The sequence below is a fragment of the Dyella sp. 05T440 genome (genome assembly GCF_056395965.1).
Genome location: NZ_JBFTKN010000005.1, coordinates 400,718 through 415,485 on the forward strand (window position 1 = coordinate 400,718; position 14,768 = coordinate 415,485).

A 14,768-nucleotide genomic window follows, 5' to 3' on the forward strand; every position below is an offset into this window, starting at 1 on the left:
GACGCTACACTAACGCGATTTTGCGGGAGCCTGAATCTACTGGCGCTTGCGAAGCGGGTCGTCCCGGGGTTTCCCGGTGCGCTTAGGTCCCGACAACGGAAGGCCTGTAGCTCTCGCTGCATGCTCATCGTGCTGGTGCCGCGCGTGCCTGCTGTTCTCTAAGGGGGAGTCTTAGGGGTTTTTCTCTGCACAGCAAGGTAGTCTCCTGCTGTCGGATTGATCGACGCGCTTGGCAAGCACCTGTGGAACATCTAAGTTCCGCGTCTCAATGGCATGTAAGTACCGGAGAGCCTGATGGCGAACGAAGTCGTCGATCACGGCCGCCGCCGCTTCCTCACAGCGACCACGGCAGTGGTTGGTGGTGTGGGAGTAGTTACGGCAGTCGTGCCCTTCATCAAGTCGTGGGAACCCAGTGCGCGGGCTAAATCCGCAGGTGCGCCGGTCACGATCGACATCAGCAAGATCGAAGAGGGCCAACGGGTAACCTACCCCTGGCGCGGTCTGCCGGTGTTTGTAGTCAACCGCACCAAGGCGCAGCTCGATGCGCTGCCCAGCCAGGATTCCCGCCTCGTCGACGCCAAGTCCGACAGCGGTTCGGCCGAGCAGCAGCCCAAGTACGCACAGAACGAAGCACGCTCCATCAAGCCCGAGTGGCTGGTGCTGGTGGGTCTGTGCACGCACCTGGGTTGCGTCCCCGACTTCGTGCCGGTGATGAAGCCCGAGCCGTTCGATCCGGATTGGAAGGGCGGCTTCTACTGCCCCTGCCACAAGTCACGCTATGACATGTCCGGTCGCGTCTACCAGGGCGTGCCCGCACCGAAGAACCTGCTGGTGCCGCCGTACCATTTCATGGACGACACGCACATCCAGATTGGCGTGGATCCGAAGGAGGCCGGCTAATGGCCAACGTATTCACGCGAGTCGGCGATTGGGTCAATGAGCGGGCACCTGGCTTGATGCCGGTCTACCGCAAGCACATGACCGAGTATTACGCGCCGAAGAATTTCAACTTCTGGTACTACTTCGGCGTGCTGGCGCTGCTGGTGTTCGTCAACCAGATTGTCACCGGCATCTTCCTCACCATGAACTACAAGACGAGTGCGGCGGAAGCCTTCAACTCGGTTGAGTACATCATGCGTGACGTGGAGTGGGGCTGGCTGATCCGCTACATGCACTCCACCGGCGCTTCGCTGTTCTTCGTGGTGGTGTTCCTGCACATGTTCCGCGGCCTGATGTACGGCTCGTACCAGAAGCCGCGCGAGCTGGTGTGGCTGCTGGGCATGCTGGTGTTCCTTTCGCTGATGGCCGAAGCCTTCATGGGCTACGTGCTGCCGTGGGGCAACATGTCGTTCTGGGGCGCCAAGGTGATCATCTCCCTGTTCGGCACGGTGCCCGTGATTGGCAGCAGCCTGGTCGAATGGATCATGGGTGACTACCTGCCGGCCGACGCCACGCTCAACCGCTTCTTCGCCCTGCATGTGATCGCGCTGCCGCTGGTGCTGCTGTTGCTGGTGGTGCTGCACATTTTCGCGCTGCACGAAGTGGGTTCGAACAACCCCGACGGCGTCGACATCAAGCACGGCGCCAAGGGCAACCGCTGGGACCCGAACAAGCCGGCCGACGGCATTCCGTTCCATCCGTACTACACCGTGCACGACCTGGTGGCGGTGGGCTTCTTTGTGTTGATCGCGGCGTTCATCATCTTCTTTGCGCCGACCTTCGGTGGTTGGTTCCTGGAGCATGACAACTTCATTCCGGCGAACAACCTGGTCACCCCGACGCACATCAAGCCGTCGTGGTACTTCACCCCGTTCTACGCGATCCTGCGCATGATCCCGTCGTTCTTCGGCACGGCGTTCTGGGGTGTGCTGGGCATGTTCGGCGCGATCGCCCTGCTGTTCGTGCTGCCGTGGATCGATGCCGGCAAGGTGCGCTCCATCCGTTATCGCGGCACCGGTTTCAAGGTGGCCTTGATGACCTTCGCCGCGTCGTTCATCGGCCTGGCCCTGGTGGGTGCGGGCGTGGTCGGCGAGCTGACCACGGAGTGGGTGCCTGCGGACGCGACGTTCTGGGAGAACGCGTTCGGTCGCTTCATGACCGTCCTCTACTTCGGCTACTTCGTGTTCCTCTGGTGCTACACGCATCTCGGCTGGGAAAAGACCAAGCCGGTTCCGGAGCGGGTGGTGTTTGACCATGAATAAGCGGCAGCCCTCGATGAAGAAAATCATTTCCACGGTTGCGCTCACCGTTGGCTTGCTGGTCGGCACCAATGTCGCCATGGCGCAGGAAGAGGGCGGTCTGCCTTCGGCCGGCACCAACGTGCACGACCAGGCCTCGCTGCAGCGCGGCGCCAAGCTGTTCTTCAACTACTGCGTGGGTTGCCACTCGCTGAAGTACGTGCGCTATTCGCGCATCGCCGAAGACCTGGGCCTGTCCGAAGACGAGGTGATGAAAAACCTCAACTTCACTGGCGCCAAGTTCGGCGACCCGGTGATCTCGCACATGCCGGAGGATTCGGCCCAGCAGTTCTTCGGCAAGGCACCGCCGGATCTTTCGCTGGAAGTGCGCGCCAAGACCGCCGACTGGGTCTACGGCTACCTCAACTCCTTCTACCTCGATCCGACCCGTCCGGTGGGTTGGAACAACACGGTGTTCCCGAATGCTTCCATGCCGTTCCCGCTGTGGGAATTGCAGGGCATCCAGACGGCCGTGAAGAAGGAAGGCAGCGACGATGTGGAGAAGCTCGAGCTCTCCCAGCCGGGCAAGCTCACGCCGGCGCAGTACCAGCAGGCGTCCCGTGACCTGACCAACTTCCTGGAGTACGCCGCCGAACCGGCCGCCCTCCAGCGTCAGCGCTACGGCATCTGGGTGCTGCTGTTCCTGGCGGGCTTCACTTTCCTGGCATATCTGCTAAAGAAGGAGTACTGGAAGGACGTCCACTAAGACGTCACCTTCCGGAGCCTACGGTACGGCGGCCTGCGACCCATTGATGGGTGCCGGGGCCGCCGTACTTGGATAAGCCGATGGGGAGATCGCGCATGGTCCAAAGCGCTCGTTCGCGTACCGCACTCGCCCTTTACACCACCGCAGATGGCATCCAGTGCCACCGGACGCGTCTCGTGCTCGCCGCCAAGGGCGTGAGCTACGACAGGGTGATCGTCGACCCCGCCAAGCCGCCGGAAGACCTGCTCGACCTCAACCCCTACGGCACCACGCCGACCCTGGTTGATCGCGACCTGACCCTCTACAACACGGCGGTCGTCTGCGAATACCTGGACGAACGCTATCCCCACCCTCCGCTGATGCCGATCGACCCGTTATCCAGGGCGCGTCTGCGTCTGGCCAATGTGCGGATCGAGCTGGATTGGCTGCCCGAAGTGGACCTGATCAGGGCAGGGGGCCGTCCAGCCGATGCGGCCCGCAAGCGGCTGCGGGAGCACTTGCTGTCAGCGCTGCCCCTGTTCAAGGCATCCCGGTTCTTCCTGAACCCGGAAATGAGCCTCACCGATTGCCTGGTGGCCCCGGTGGTCTGGCGCCTGCCCTGGCTGGGGGTGGACCTGGGACGTGAGGGCAAGCCCATCCTCGACTATGGCGAGCGCTTGTTCGCGAGCCAGGGCTACGCCCGCAGCATGACCCCCGAAGAGAAGGCCATGCGCCCCTGAGGTTCAGGCGGCAGGCCTTGATGGGCCTGCCTGGCCGCCCCGGCGGCGTTTGGGCGCGCTGGACGGCGCCACTGCGACAACTCGCCTCGGCTTCGCATTACACTGCCACGATCCACTTGGCGCGCCCTGGGCTTATCCCGTGAGGCGGCGCCCTCCATAGGTTTTTGCATGACCGACGACAAGCTCCCGCCGATGTCCTCCAATCGTCCTTACTTGCTGAGGGCGATCTACGACTGGATCACCGACAATAATCTGACCCCTTATGTCCTGGTCGATGCCGGACGGGAAGGGGTGCGGGTGCCTCCGCAGGTCATCAAGAACGGGCAGGTCGTGTTGAACCTGGCCATGCGTGCCGTGGCCAGCCTGGACCTGGGCAACGACTGGATCAGCTTTCAGGCGCGCTTCTCCGGCGTCAGCCACAACATCCATATTCCGATTCAGGCCGTGCTGGCGCTGTACGCGCAGGAAAACGGGCAGGGCATGATGTTCCCGGCTGAAGAAGGTGGCGATCAGCCGCCGCCGTCCTCGCCCGATCCCGACGACACCCCGCCGACGCCCGAGGGCGAGGCAGGCGAGAAGCCCAAGCGCAGCGCGCCGTTCCTGCGAGTGGTGAAGTAAGCCGCGTTGCCGTCGCGCCGGCTGGCCCGGCGCGATCGGGCCATCAAGGCCTCAGTGCAGCTGGTTGTCTTTGCGTAGCCGTGGGCGCAGCGGCACCACGTTGTCGTGCGCCGGCGGCGGCACATGTTCGGAAAGCAGGCCGGGCAGATGACTCTGGATGGTCGGCAGGCTGACGCCGCTCAACGTATGGCCGATCAGCCACAGCTTGCCGGGTTCGCGGTCGTTGCCGTCGATGCTCACTTCAAAGGTGTAGCAACGCTCAAGCATTAGCTGGCCGTGCTGGCGCAGCAGGCGGGCGCCGCGCAGGCCCACGCTTTCATCGAGCAACTGCAGGCCATGCTGGCGACATTGCTGGCGGGCTTCCTGCGTGGCCTGTTCGCGGCCGCGGGCGAGCTTGAGCCACAAGCCGATGATGGCCAGCAGCAGGACTAACAGGATCAGGTCGGAAAGCTCACTCATGTGGCGAGAGTGTAGGCGTCGCGCGTGGCTTGCAAGGGGCGCGGTGTGAAAGTCGCCTGCTGCTCGTCATTCCGGCGCAGGCCGCCATGACTGGCGAAGGGCGCGCTTGGGCGCGACTCAGTCGAGCTTCAAGCGCAGCGACAAATCCACCGCCCGCACATGCTTGGTCAGCGCACCCACCGAGATGAAATCCACGCCGGTGCTCGCGTACTCGCCAATGGTCGACAGATCCACGTTGCCGGAAATCTCCAGCTCTGCACGGCCCTTGGCCAGGGTCACGGCTTCGCGCATCAGCGGCAGGGTGAAGTTGTCCAGCATGATGCGATCGGCGCCGGCGTCCAGGGCCTGCTGCAGTTCGTCGAGATTTTCCACTTCGATTTCCAGCAACAGTTTGGGATGCAGTCGACGCGCCGCTTCGGCGGCAGCCTTGATGCTGCCCGCAGCGATGATGTGGTTTTCCTTCACCAGGATGGCGTCATACAAACCCACCCGATGGTTGTGCCCGCCGCCGCAGCGCACCGCGTACTTCTGCGCCAATCGAAGACCGGGAACCGTCTTGCGCGTATCCAGCACGCGCACGCCAGTACCCGCCACGGCGGCCACGTGCGCGGCGGTCGAGGTGGCGGTGCCAGATAGCAGCTGCAGGAAATTCAGGGCCGAACGCTCAGCCGTGACCAGGGCACGCGCGTTGCCACGCAGGCGGCAGATCACCGAGCCCGCGGCGACGCGGTCGCCATCGCGCACGGTCCATTCGATCTGCACCTGCGGATCGAGCTGGCGGAAACAGGCGTTGAACCAGTCGGTGCCGGCCATCACCGCGTCTTCGCGGCAGGTCAGCGCAGCGCTGGCGGTGGCGTCTGCAGGCAGCAGCCCGGCGGTGGCGTCACCCGTGCCGATATCTTCGGCGAACGCGCGTTCGACATCCGCCTGGATCAGGTCGGACGACGGTGGAACAAGTTGTACTGAAGTCATTCGGTCGGTGCTTGGGACGTGGCCGGTTGGCTGAGGCGACCGACGATGGCATCCAGCGCGCGGTCGAACAGAGCGGTGGATTCAAGCACGCGCGCCGTGCCGCTGGCGAGTGCCTGGGCCAGTTCGTGCGGCGAGTAATCGGCCACCTTGAGACCGCGGCGGTTCACGAACAGGTAGCGGCCGCTCATCGGGCTGATCCACGAGAGCTTGGCGCGCTCGATGGTGTCCGGACCCGTCACGAACTCCAGCCAGGTGCCGGGCTTGAGCTCGGAGACCAACAGCATCTCCGGCGTGTCGAGCACCGGCTCCTGCACGGGTTCGGTGCGGTCAAGTTCCGCTTCGGACTCGGCAATCGGCTGGATGCTTTCGGGGATGGGCAGGGTGGTGGATTCCTCCACCGCATGCACCTCGGCCTCCGGCACGGCTTCGCCGAGTTGGTGGCGGTAATAGGTGTGCAGCTGGGCCAGCAGGCGATCGATGTCGCTTTCCTGGAACGCCACGTTGCCCAGGCCGCGGCGCAGGGCGCGCTCGATGCCCGGCAGCATCTGGCGCAACGCGCGGCGCTCGTCGAGCGTGCGGGCCGGCTTGGTGCTGTCGATGAAGTCGTTGGCAAAACGCAGCGCGTCGCGGAACTCGCTCGATTCCTCGCCCTGGCGGAGAATGGTGAGCACCAGGTAGTTCGCCCAGGCGCGCGACAGGATGCCGTGGATCAGCGGCGGAAGGTTATGGCCTTCTATACGGCTGAGGATCTCGCGGGCGGCACGGCGGCGTGCCTGCTCGAGCTTCTCGCGGCCACGGGTGGACTCGGCCACGCGCTGCTCGGCCAGTTCGGCACGGCGGCGGCTGATGTCCTGGAATTCCTGCAGCTCGGCGCACAGGCGCTCGAAGATGGTCATGTCATCGTCGAAGTCCTGCAGCAGGCGGTCGACGATGGATTTGATCTTGTCGTGCAGGCGGTGGTCGCGATCGGATTCCGCCGACCAGCCCTTGGCGGCGTCGGCCAGGTTGTCGAGCAGCCGGCGTGCCGGATGCTGGCGATGTGCGAACAGCTTGCGGTCGAGGATGGCGGCCTTCAGATACGGAATCTGCAGGCGCGCCAGCAATACCTGCATCTCGGTCGGCAGGTTGCGGTCTTCGAGGATGAACTCGAACAGCATGCCGACCAGATCAATGGTGTCCTCGTCGATGGTCGACACCTGGCTCGGCTTTTCGCCGCGCAGGGAGCCGATCTGGGCGAGCAGGTGTTCCTTCAGCTGTTGCACTTCGCCAGCCAGCTCCACCGCGTTGCTGGTGCTCAGTGGCATGTGCTGGTTGATGGCGGCCTGGCTCTGCAGCACGCTCAACGCACCGATCAGCTCGTTGGCGCTGGGCATCTGCATGGCGCCGGCAGACATCGGCATGGCGCCCGCAACAGGCGCCGGACGGCGTGCACTGAACAGCGTGCGCAGCGTCTGGATCAATTCGTTGGAGGCGTTGCCCGTCTCGTCTTCGCCGAGGAAGGTGCCTTCGGTCTGTTCTGCAGCGACCGCATTGCCCGCGGGTGCGGCCGTACCGGCTGCGCGGGCAGCGCCGCCAGCACGCGGGATCTCGTGGCGCAGCTGCGGCAGCACGCCGGCACGCACCAGTTCGGCGTTGATCTCCTGGTACAGCTCATCCAGCGAGGCCAGCACGTAACGGTCGAACAGCTTGTAGATGATCAGCTTGACGCGCATCTCGGCGCTGAGCTCGCGCATCGCCTGGCGGAACGCCTGCGACAGTGCGGCCGGCCCCACCGGATTGGTGGCGTCGTCGATCTTGATGCCGCCATAGATGACGGACAGGCGCTGGTTCACGGCGAACAGATCGCGCGTCAGGCGCGTTTCGTTCTTGCCGATCATGCTGGTGATGGCCAGCGATTCTTCCAGTTCGTTGTCTGCCACCAGCGACAGTTCGACCGACCCCACCGGCAACGACACGCCATTGCTGTTGCCGGCGTTGTTGCGATAACTCGAGGCGAAATCGGTCAGCTCGCGCGAGATCTGCGCCAGGAAACTGCGCTCCACCATCGGACGGCGCTTGCGCACTTCGCGCATGCCGTCGAAGTAGTGCATCTGGGCGGCGTTGTTCTCAGCTTTTTCGGCCAGATCGAACAGCGCATCGTCGACATGCTCGAACATGCCGTTGATCAAGATCTGCAGGCGGCGGCCCGCAATGTCCCGGACGGTGTTCAAGAGGGCGCCTCCGCGCTCGCTGGACGGGTCCAGGCGCTGGGTCAGGCTGACGATATTGGATGATTCACTGGCGTCTTTCATCGCCTTTCACCCCCTGAAAGTGATGCCGACGTGCTCACAGCCACATACGACAATACGCCAGCCTACGATAAGGGATGTCATGGGCCGCTGTCATTCGCCGTATCGATATATGTCGACACGTTCACAAGAAGCGGGTTCTTGCGGACATCCGGCCCAAAGTGGCCCTCAGGCGGCCGCTGGAAAGTCAGTGAGCTGCAAGGTACCGATGCCTTCCTCGGGGAGCATGACGGGGATGCCGTCCTCGACCCGGTAGATGACCTTGCGGTCCGTGGTGATCAGCCCTTCGGTCACTGGGGCGCTCACGGCGGCGCCTGCCACGTTCTGGACCTGGCTGGCCCCGATGGCCTTGTTCAGGGCATCGAGCTCCTGGCGCTGGAGCGGGCGGACGGGAACCTTGCTGACCGGGCAGCAGAGGATGTCGAGTAGGCGTTTGTCCATGGGGAGTGGGTCGTGCCGAGACGCGGAAAGTCCGTACAATAACCCTTTTGGATGGCTTGGGTCATGACCTCGACTTCCCTCCCGCCGCGCGTGGGCGTTGTAATGGGCTCCCGTTCGGACTGGGAAACCATGGAGCATGCCTCCAGCGTGCTGGCCGAGCTCGGCGTGGCGCACGAGGTGCGCGTGGTATCGGCGCACCGTACGCCGGACCTGTTGTTCCAGTACGCCGAAGAAGCTGTCGGTCGCGGCATCCAGGTCATCGTGGCCGGCGCCGGCGGCGCCGCCCATCTGCCGGGCATGCTGGCAGCCAAGACGCGGCTTCCGGTGTTCGGCGTACCAGTGCAGTCCAAGGCGCTCAATGGCATGGATTCGTTGCTGTCGATCGCGCAGATGCCGGCAGGCATCCCGGTCGGCACGCTGGCCATCGGCCGCGCCGGTGCCGTGAACGCCGGCATCCTGGCAGCCTCGGTGTTGGCACTGCACGACCCCGCCATCGCCGCCGCGCTCGACAGCTACCGTTCCCGCCAGACGCAGACCGTGCTGGATAACCCGGATCCGCGCTCGTGACCGCTCGACGCCAACCGGTGCTGGGCATCCTGGGCGGCGGCCAGCTCGCCCGCATGCTGGCGCTGGCCGCTGCGCCGCTGGGCGTGAAGACCCTCGTGGTCGACAGCGCCGTCGACGCCTGCGCCGGGCAGATCGCCCCACTGGTGGTGGCCGACTGGACCGACTACGAGGCGCTGGAGCACTTCGCCCGCGAAGTCGACGTGGTCACTTTCGACTTTGAAAATGTGCCGGCCGAAACCGCGCACTGGCTCGCCAACCACGTCGACGTGTTTCCCGCGCCGCGCGCGCTGGCCGTGGCGCAGGATCGCCTGGCCGAAAAAACCTTGTTCCTCGAATGCGGTCTGCAGACGCCCGAGTTCAAGGCGGTCGACACGCGCGAGGATCTCGAGCGCGCGCTGGCGACCGTCGGCGCGCCGGCCATCCTCAAGACGCGCCGCCTGGGTTATGACGGCAAGGGACAGTTCCGCATCAAGACCCTGGCCGATGCCGATGCCGCCTGGGCGGCGCTTGGTGCGCAGGCCCAGGCGCATGGTCTGATCCTCGAGGCCTTCGTGCCGTTCGACCGCGAGTTGTCGGTGATCGCCGTACGTGGTCGCGATGGCGACTTCCGCACCTGGCCACTGACGCAGAACTGGCACACCGATGGTGTGCTGTCGCTGAGCCTTGCGCCGGCTTCCGACATTGCCGCCTTGCAGGCACGTGCTACCGGCCTGGCCCGCACGCTGGCAGAGAAGCTCGATTACGTCGGTGTGTTTGCGCTCGAACTGTTCGTGAAAAACGGCGAGTTGCTCGGCAACGAAATGGCGCCACGCGTGCACAACTCCGGTCATTGGACCATCGAGGGTGCGCTCACCAGCCAATTCGAAAATCACGTGCGCGCCGTGCTCGGCCTGCCGCTGGGCGATACCTCGGCGCGGGGCCTCTCGGCCATGTTCAACTGGATTGGCGAGTTGCCCGATGCCGCGCCGGTACTTCAGGCAGTGGATGCGCATTGGCACGACTACGGCAAGCAGCCGCGTGTCGGTCGAAAGGTGGGGCATGCCACGGTGTGTGCGCCTGATGCCGCGCAGCTGATCGAGCGCCTGTCTGGCATCGCCCATGCGCTGGGTCGTGATCCGCAGGCGCAGCCCGCGGTCGATAAATTGCTGGAGCGTAAATAACGACGATATTGTGGGAGCGCACCCTGTGCGCGACGACCGTGCGTCAAGGTATCGGCGAGGCGCCTGTCGCGCACAGGGTGCGCTCCCACAGTACAGATCGCGCAAAAAAAAACGGGGCCGCGAGGCCCCGTTTTTCGTGACTGCATCCAGCGAGAAATCAGGCCAGATTCTTGGCTGCAAATTCCCAGTTCGCCAGATTCCAGAACGCCTCGAGGTACTTCGGACGGGCGTTGCGGTAGTCGATGTAGTACGCGTGTTCCCACACGTCGCAGGTCAGCAGCGGCTTGTCGCTGCCGGTGATCGGGGTGGCTGCGTTGGACGTATTGACGATGCCCAGCGAACCATCCGGACGCTGCACCAGCCAGGTCCAGCCCGAACCGAAGTTGCCCACGGCCGACTTGGTGAACTCTTCCTTGAACTTGTCGAACGAACCGAACGCCTTGTTGATGGCGTCGGCGAGCTTGCCGGTCGGCTCATTGCCGCCCTTGGGGTTCAACGAGTTCCAATAGAAGGTGTGGTTCCAGACCTGGGCGGAGTTGTTGAACACGCCGCCGGACGACTTCTTGATGATGTCCTCAAGCGCGGCGTTCTCGAACTCGGTGCCCTTGATCAGGTTGTTGAGGTTGGTCACGTAGGCCTGGTGATGCTTGCCATAGTGATACTCGAGCGTTTCCGCGGAAATGTGCGGCTCAAGTGCGTTCTTTTCGTAGGGCAAGGGGGGGAGTTCGATCGCCATGTTGTGGCTCCTGGGCGTTGGCTGAGGAAAGGGGTCGGGCAGGATTGGCCGAGGACCGGCGACCCGCGCACGACTGATACACTATCGATCTCATTGCATTGTAACGATGAACGACTCGACTTATGGACGTTAACGAGCGAATCAAGGCTGTCTTGGCCGAACACGCCATCGTGCTCTTCATGAAGGGCACGCCGCAGTTCCCCATGTGCGGCTTCTCCAGCCGCGCCGTGGAGGCGTTGAAGGCGGCGGGCGCGCAGTTTCATGCCGTCAACGTGCTGGCCGACCCGGAAGTCCGCGCGGCGTTGCCGCATTACGCGAACTGGCCGACCTTCCCGCAGCTCTTCATCCAGGGCGAGCTGATCGGCGGATGCGACATCATCGAAGACCTCAACGCGGCGGGTGAACTCGCGCGCATGGCGGCGGATGTGGCGGGGGCCGGTTCCTGATGGCGCTTCCCCTGGTTCGTCTGCCGGAAGGCTGGGTTGCGGCGCCTGGTTCCTTGGCCGGTCGTGTCGTACTGGTCACCGGCGCCTATGGCGGCCTGGGCTCGGCGGTCGCGCGTGCGGCTTCGCGTGCCGGCGCCACGGTGGTGATCACGGGTCGCCGCAAGCGCCAGCTGGAACAACTTTACGATGCGATGATCGGCGAGGGCTTGCCCGAGCCGGTGATCCATCCGCTCGATATGGAAGTGGCCACGCCGCGTGACTATGAAGCGCTGGCCGATGGCCTCGAACGCGATTTCGGTCGCCTCGACGGCATCGTGCATGCCGCCGCCAGCTTCAAGGAGCTGACGCCGCTGGCCGTGCACAAGCCCGACGACTGGCTGCGAGCGATGCACGTCAATGTGTCGGCGCCGTTTGCCTTGACCCAGGCCTGCATGTCGCTGCTGTCGCGCGCACCCGATAGCGCGGTGGTGTTCGTGCTGGACAATCCCGAGCTCGTGCAGCGCGCGCACTGGGGCGCTTATGGCGTATCGAAGGCGGCGCTGGAGCGACTGGTGGAAATCCTGCATCAGGAAACCGAACAGTCGCCACTGCGTGCGCACGCCTTGTTGCCGGCGCCGATGCGAACCACGCTGCGACGCGCGGCGTATTTCGGCGAAGACACGATGATCCATCCGCTGCCGGATGCGGCCGCGCAGGCAGCCATCTATCTGTTGGGCGAGCAGGGCAAGGGCGCGCGCGGCGCAGCTCTCGATTTGCGTGAATCGGCATGAGCATGACGCAGGAGCTCCGCTGAGATGGAAACGCAGATGACCACGCTGGCGGCGGGAATCCTGCTGTTCCTGATCATGGATCCGCTCGGCAACATCCCGATCTTCCTGAGCCTGCTCAAGGACGTGGCGCCCAAGCGGCGCCGCAAGGTGATGATCCGCGAGCTGCTGATCGCACTGGGCGTGCTGCTGGGTTTCCTGATCGGCGGCCAGCACATCCTCAAGCTGCTGCAGTTGCGCCAGGAATCGATCAGCATCGCCGGCGGCATCGTGCTGTTCCTGATCGGCATCCGCATGGTGTTCCCGCCCGCCGATGGCGGCGGCATCTTCGGCAAGCAGGGCGAGGGCGAGCCCTTCATCGTGCCCATGGCCATTCCCGGCGTAGCCGGGCCGTCCGCGATGGCAGCTCTGTTACTGCTTACCAATACCCAGCCCGGTCGTACGGCGGATTGGGCCATCGCCTTGCTGGGCGCGTGGTTGGCGACCTCGGTGATCCTGCTGTGCTCGACTTATCTGTTCCGCTGGCTGGGCGAAAGCGTGCTCACGGCGCTTGAGCGCGTGATGGGCATGCTGCTGATCGCGCTGTCAGTGCAGATGTTCATGGGCGGCGTGGCGGCTTATCTGCATCTTGTCGTTTGAAACGACACGAAAGTCGCACACGTGATCTTTCGGACCCATCCGCATAACCTTGCTGTCATAATCCGCTACCAGCATTTGGGGTAATTCCCAGGAGGCGGTCATGCTCAAAGTTGAACAGACCCTCACCGAACGTCTGCCATGGTTGGCGCAACACCCCCTGATCCGCCGGCCGGTGGCCGGCATGCTGGGCCGCCTGGCCGATGAGGAAGGGTTCAACCGCACCCTGGTAGCCGCAGGCGAGGCCGAAGGTTTCGACTTTGTCGAGCGCACGCTGGACGTGCTTGGCGTCAGCTACTTCGTCAACCCGCGCGAGCGGGAGAACATTCCGGTCGAGGGCGGCGTACTGATCGTCGCCAATCATCCGCTGGGCATGATCGACGCGCTGACCCTGCTGCAAATGGTTGGCTCGGTGCGCAGCGATGTGCGCATCCTCGCCAACGACTGGCTGATGTCGATCCCCCCGCTGCACAAGTTGTTGCTGCCGGTCGATGTGTTCGGCAAGGGCGCCGCCTCGCGCATGCGCGACATTTATCGTGCGCTCGACAACGGTGAGGCCTTGATCGTTTTCCCGGCGGGTGAGGTGTCGCGCGTGAGTCCGTCGGGCGTGAGCGACGGACGCTGGTCCGATGGATTTGCGCGCCTGTCGCAGCGCAGCCGTGCGCCGGTGCTGCCGATCCACGTCGCCGCGCGCAATTCCGCCATGTTCTATGGCTTGTCGATGCTGGCCAAGCCGCTCAGCACGGCGATGCTGCCGCGCGAAGCGATTTCACCCACCAGCCGCCGCATCGGTTTCAGCGTGGGCCAGTTGGTGTCGGCCGACGAACTCGAGCAGCACAGCGGCGATTCGACGAAGCGCGCGGCCAAGTTGATGCGTCGCCACGTGTACCGCGTGGGTCGTCATCGCGGCCTGATCTTTGGCGGCCAGGCGCCGCTGGCGCATCCGGAGCCCACCGAGCGCGTGGTCGCCGAGCTGCAGGCGCAGGCGGAAAAACTCGCCGACCTCAATGACGGCAAGCAGATCCTGTTGTTCAGGGGCGCGTCCGACAGCGCCGTGCTGCGCGAGATCGGTCGCCTGCGTGAGCTCACCTTCCGCAAGGTGGGCGAGGGCACCGGCGCACGTCGCGACCTCGACGCCTACGATCCACATTACGAGCACCTGGTGCTGTGGGATCCCAAAGCGCTGCGCATCGTCGGTTCCTATCGTTTCGGCCACGGCGGTCGCCTGATTGGCGAGCGCGGCATGGCGGCGCTGTATACCTCCAGTCTCTTCAGCTATTCGCCCGCGCTCGAGTCGCGCCTGGCGCAGGGGCTGGAGTTGGGACGCAGCTTTATCGCGCCGGCCTATTGGCGTTCGCGTGCGCTGGATCAGTTGTGGCAGGGCATTGGTCTGTACCTGCAGCGCCATCCGGACCTGCGTTACCTGTTTGGTCCGGTGAGCATGTCGGTTGCGCTTCCGCGCGAGGCGCGCGAATGGATCGCCGCCGCGCATCAGCATTACTTTGGTGCGCCGGGTCTGGCTTCGGCGCGGCAACCGTTCGTGGTGTCGCCGGGGGTGATCGAGCTGGTGCGTGATGCGCTGGCGGGCCTGGACCCGGCGGCAGGCCTGGGCAAACTCAAGCATCATCTCGATGCGCTCGGCGTCAGCCTGCCGGTGCTGTATCGCCAGTACGTGGATCTGGTCGATCCAGAAGGTGTGCAGTTCCTCGCTTTCGGCGAGGATCCGGGTTTCTCCGGCTGTGTGGATGGTCTGGTGATGCTCGATCTGGCGACGCTCAAGCCCGCCAAGCGGGCGCGCTATCTGGGCAAGTAAGAGGCCTCCGGTTCTGCCAACGCCTTCCCGGTCGGCCAGATATCGCCCTACGAGAATTTCAGTGGTGACTGATTGACCGTTGGATGGGGAGAAAGCGCGGGCCTTGGCGTTCGCGTGATCCTTCGGTAAATTTCTTGTAAAATACTTATGCAAAGCTTACGTCGTTGGTCGGGCGCAAGGGGCTAGTCGTCGCCTGGACCAAC

The 14,768-nt window shown here is 64.3% G+C and carries 16 protein-coding genes; 11 read left to right on the forward strand and 5 right to left on the reverse strand.

What is annotated here, in order from left to right:
* Positions 1-294: 294 nt before the first annotated feature.
* The 5 genes from petA (at position 295) to AC1DE1_RS08695 (ending at position 4,280) form a co-directional block, all read left to right on the forward strand.
* Positions 295-900, forward strand: coding sequence for a ubiquinol-cytochrome c reductase iron-sulfur subunit (petA, locus tag AC1DE1_RS08675; RefSeq protein WP_121878244.1), 606 nt, complete (start codon positions 295-297; stop codon positions 898-900).
* Positions 900-2,201 carry a cytochrome b gene (locus tag AC1DE1_RS08680; protein WP_441602575.1) on the forward strand — a complete coding sequence of 434 codons (1,302 nt, stop codon included), beginning with the start codon at positions 900-902 and terminating at the stop codon, positions 2,199-2,201. Before petA ends, AC1DE1_RS08680 begins: the two co-directional genes overlap by 1 nt.
* A 13-nt stretch (positions 2,202-2,214) precedes the next feature.
* Positions 2,215-2,943, forward strand: a complete 729-nt coding sequence (locus AC1DE1_RS08685) for a cytochrome c1 (protein ID WP_441602695.1) — start codon at positions 2,215-2,217, stop codon at positions 2,941-2,943.
* Between the two features lie 95 nt (positions 2,944-3,038).
* Positions 3,039-3,662 (forward strand): glutathione S-transferase N-terminal domain-containing protein, encoded by a 624-nt coding sequence (locus tag AC1DE1_RS08690; RefSeq protein WP_441611110.1) that lies wholly within the window; start codon positions 3,039-3,041, stop codon positions 3,660-3,662.
* A gap of 168 nt (positions 3,663-3,830) precedes the next feature.
* Positions 3,831-4,280, forward strand: a complete 450-nt coding sequence (locus tag AC1DE1_RS08695) for a ClpXP protease specificity-enhancing factor (protein WP_441602577.1) — start codon at positions 3,831-3,833, stop codon at positions 4,278-4,280.
* A gap of 51 nt (positions 4,281-4,331) precedes the next feature.
* Here the strand turns inward: AC1DE1_RS08695 and AC1DE1_RS08700 are convergent, their stop codons facing one another.
* The 4 genes from AC1DE1_RS08700 to AC1DE1_RS08715 all read right to left on the reverse strand — a co-directional run bounded on the left by AC1DE1_RS08700 (position 4,332) and on the right by AC1DE1_RS08715 (position 8,440).
* Positions 4,332-4,739, reverse strand: a complete 408-nt coding sequence (locus AC1DE1_RS08700; protein ID WP_441602578.1) for a DUF3301 domain-containing protein — start codon at positions 4,737-4,739, stop codon at positions 4,332-4,334.
* A 117-nt stretch (positions 4,740-4,856) separates the two neighbouring features.
* The gene (nadC, locus tag AC1DE1_RS08705) at positions 4,857-5,711 is read right to left on the reverse strand and encodes a carboxylating nicotinate-nucleotide diphosphorylase (protein ID WP_477175397.1); all 855 of its coding nucleotides are present in this window, start codon (positions 5,709-5,711) and stop codon (positions 4,857-4,859) included.
* Complete coding sequence (locus AC1DE1_RS08710) at positions 5,708-8,002, reverse strand: DUF1631 domain-containing protein (RefSeq protein ID WP_441602580.1); 2,295 nt, start codon at positions 8,000-8,002, stop codon at positions 5,708-5,710. Before AC1DE1_RS08710 ends, nadC begins: the two co-directional genes overlap by 4 nt.
* A 165-nt stretch (positions 8,003-8,167) precedes the next feature.
* Positions 8,168-8,440: a Trm112 family protein gene (locus AC1DE1_RS08715; protein WP_441602581.1), complete on the reverse strand. Its 273-nt coding sequence runs from the start codon at positions 8,438-8,440 to the stop codon at positions 8,168-8,170.
* A 63-nt stretch (positions 8,441-8,503) separates the two neighbouring features.
* On the opposite strand from AC1DE1_RS08715, the gene purE reads away from it, so the two are divergent.
* Positions 8,504-9,007, forward strand: a complete 504-nt coding sequence (gene purE, locus AC1DE1_RS08720; RefSeq protein WP_121878260.1) for a 5-(carboxyamino)imidazole ribonucleotide mutase — start codon at positions 8,504-8,506, stop codon at positions 9,005-9,007.
* Positions 9,004-10,167, forward strand: a complete 1,164-nt coding sequence (locus AC1DE1_RS08725) for a 5-(carboxyamino)imidazole ribonucleotide synthase (RefSeq protein ID WP_477175399.1) — start codon at positions 9,004-9,006, stop codon at positions 10,165-10,167. The genes purE and AC1DE1_RS08725 overlap by 4 nt, the downstream gene beginning before the upstream one ends.
* Positions 10,168-10,324: 157 nt before the next feature.
* On the opposite strand, the gene sodB is transcribed toward AC1DE1_RS08725, so the two are convergent.
* Positions 10,325-10,903, reverse strand: a complete 579-nt coding sequence (sodB, locus tag AC1DE1_RS08730) for a superoxide dismutase [Fe] (RefSeq protein WP_477175400.1) — start codon at positions 10,901-10,903, stop codon at positions 10,325-10,327.
* 122 nt (positions 10,904-11,025) lie between these two features.
* Here sodB and grxD point away from each other — a divergent pair, with 122 nt between their 5' ends.
* From grxD to olsF, 4 genes are all read left to right on the forward strand, one after another.
* A complete protein-coding gene (gene grxD / locus AC1DE1_RS08735) occupies positions 11,026-11,349 on the forward strand; it encodes a Grx4 family monothiol glutaredoxin (RefSeq protein WP_441602583.1) in 324 nt (107 codons plus the stop codon).
* On the forward strand, positions 11,349-12,119 hold the full coding sequence (locus AC1DE1_RS08740; protein ID WP_477175401.1) for an SDR family NAD(P)-dependent oxidoreductase: 771 nt from the start codon (positions 11,349-11,351) through the stop codon (positions 12,117-12,119). The genes grxD and AC1DE1_RS08740 overlap by 1 nt, the downstream gene beginning before the upstream one ends.
* Before the next feature lie 36 nt (positions 12,120-12,155).
* Entirely contained in the window at positions 12,156-12,755 is a 600-nt protein-coding gene (locus AC1DE1_RS08745; protein WP_121881759.1) for a YhgN family NAAT transporter, read from the forward strand.
* Between the two features lie 100 nt (positions 12,756-12,855).
* Positions 12,856-14,565 carry a bifunctional ornithine lipid synthase OlsF gene (gene olsF, locus AC1DE1_RS08750; RefSeq protein WP_477179058.1) on the forward strand — a complete coding sequence of 570 codons (1,710 nt, stop codon included), beginning with the start codon at positions 12,856-12,858 and terminating at the stop codon, positions 14,563-14,565.
* Positions 14,566-14,768: the final 203 nt, after the last annotated feature.